This window comes from Moorena sp. SIO3B2 (genome assembly GCF_010692525.1).
GTDB lineage: Bacteria > Cyanobacteriota > Cyanobacteriia > Cyanobacteriales > Coleofasciculaceae > Moorena > Moorena producens.
The window spans coordinates 4,065-6,029 of record NZ_JAAHHE010000354.1 but is presented as its reverse complement, the minus strand read 5'-3'; the positions used below and the strand labels follow the sequence as shown (position 1 = coordinate 6,029).

Annotated in this window: 2 protein-coding genes; one reads left to right on the top strand and one right to left on the bottom strand. The window is 46.8% G+C overall.

The genetic code is table 11. The annotated features are described in order from the left end of the window. Positions 1–162: 162 nt before the first annotated feature. Positions 163–483, bottom strand: a complete 321-nt coding sequence (locus F6K38_RS33400; protein ID WP_008184623.1) for a hypothetical protein — start codon at positions 481–483, stop codon at positions 163–165. Between the two features lie 95 nt (positions 484–578). Between F6K38_RS33400 and F6K38_RS33395 the strand changes: the two genes are divergently transcribed. Then, on the top strand, positions 579–1,965 hold a 1,387-nt coding region (locus tag F6K38_RS33395), incomplete at its 3' end, for a tetratricopeptide repeat protein (RefSeq protein WP_287359388.1).

Sequence of the window (1,965 nt, the reverse complement as noted above, 5' to 3'; positions counted from 1 at the left end):
AGTCTCACACCCTTTGTAAGCGATGCAGCGCGGTCTTGGGGGTTTCCCCCATGAGCGACTGCATCAAGAAGCGCAAGAGTTTGACTTCTGACAAATGACTTCTGACTTCTGACTTCTGCTATATATGGTAATCCGACCCAGAACCAAACCAGCAAACCCTCTTCAACCTTCAACCAAACCACCTTCAACCAACCAACCTTCAACCAACCAACCTTCAATCAACCAACCTTCAACCAACCAACCTTCAATCAACCAACCTTCAATCAACCAACCTTCAACCTTCAACCAAAAAAACGTGGTATAATATATCCACTTCCAAGAGGGAGTTGTTTGGAAAAGGTAATCAGAAAGGAACGGAAGATTCTGGTGCCAGCGGTTACCGATGATGAATGGGAATGACTGTTTCAGGTGTTGCAGCAAAGGCGAGTAAAAGATGAAGATCCCTATCAAACCCTTGTCATAAAACAATGGCCTTTCGGCCACGCTACGCGAACGCGCTACCCTTGGAAAGCACAACCGTTGCCCAAGGGAGGGAACCCTAAGGGTTAGCAGTAGTCACTGATGGTAGAAACCCCCCCATGAACGCGCTCCATGGCGACCAAGATCAGCAGAGGGGATGGTCAGGGCGTAAATCCGATTTTGGCAGAAGCACAACAGTTGGAATGAATATGACCGTCCAACCCAAAGATTTCAATGACAATAACAATGAATCATTAAGAATGCTAGCACGGGCGATCGCATTTTCTCAGGGACAATTTTCTCTGATTTTAGCCCGTTGTAATTATCAATCATTGCGGCAGCGATTAACACAACAACTGACAGAACACTACCAGATTAAGTTTCACTCCAGGGCTTTGGCCTCATCGGCTCTTAACCTCTATAGCAATGTTCAAGCGGAACTGACTTCAGAACTACCCAATGCCGTGATTGTTCACAATTTGGAATTAGTCAAGGATATTGATCGGCTATTGGTTTCTACCAATAATGCACGGGATGAATTTCGCAAAACGTTCCCCTTCCCCCTGGTGTTATGGGTAACCGATCAGGTCCAACACAAGCTCAGACGAGTAGCACCAGATTTCACCAGTTGGGCTGCTACTCCCATTGGCTTTGAGATGGCAACGGATGAGTTAATTGATTTTATCGAGCAAACCGTCAATCAGGTCTATGGCAAAGTATTAAACTCTGGTGCTGGTAGATTTCTAGACAATGATGACTTGAATTTGGGCATTGGTTCGACTCGCCGCACCGAGTTAAAGTCAGCCCAGAATGAGCTAAACCATCGTAAAGTCAGATTAGACCCACCGTTAGAAGCCAGTTTAGAATTTGTCTTGGGTCGTGCCGGTGATGGGTCATCACAAGAGTCTCTGGAACATTATCAGCGTAGTTTAGCCCTTTGGCAGCAGATTGAGCCAGAGGCCAGGGCAACCGAGGGAAAACCCCAAACATTCACCTCCTCATCAGAGCGGATTGGATGCTTACTGTATTATTTAGGATTATGGTGGCGTACCTATGGTGAGAGACATCGGGCTGAACATAAAGTGGCTTGTGGTCATGCCGCAGAGTATTATCAGCAATGTATTAAGGTCTTTGAACAGGCTCAGCGACCAGACTTAGTTGCCAAGTTTATTAATCCTTGGGCAGAAGTACTGCAACGACTGGGACAGTGGGATGAGTTGGAGGCGGTTGCTAACACAGCCTTGACTCTCCATCAAACCTATGGTAATCCCTTTAGACTAGCGCGAGCCTATGGCTTTTTAGCAGAAGTTGCTTTATGGAAATCTGATTGGACTAACGCGCAACAGTTAGCCCAACAGGCTCTGTCAATCTTAGAAGAGGCATTGTCTGAATTCTGTACACCAACCTCATGCTCACTCGATACCGATTGTGATTGGGAGCGCTCATTTCACCAAGGTTGGTATTTATTGTCTCTAGCGCGATCGCATCGTGGGGCCGCGCGATCGC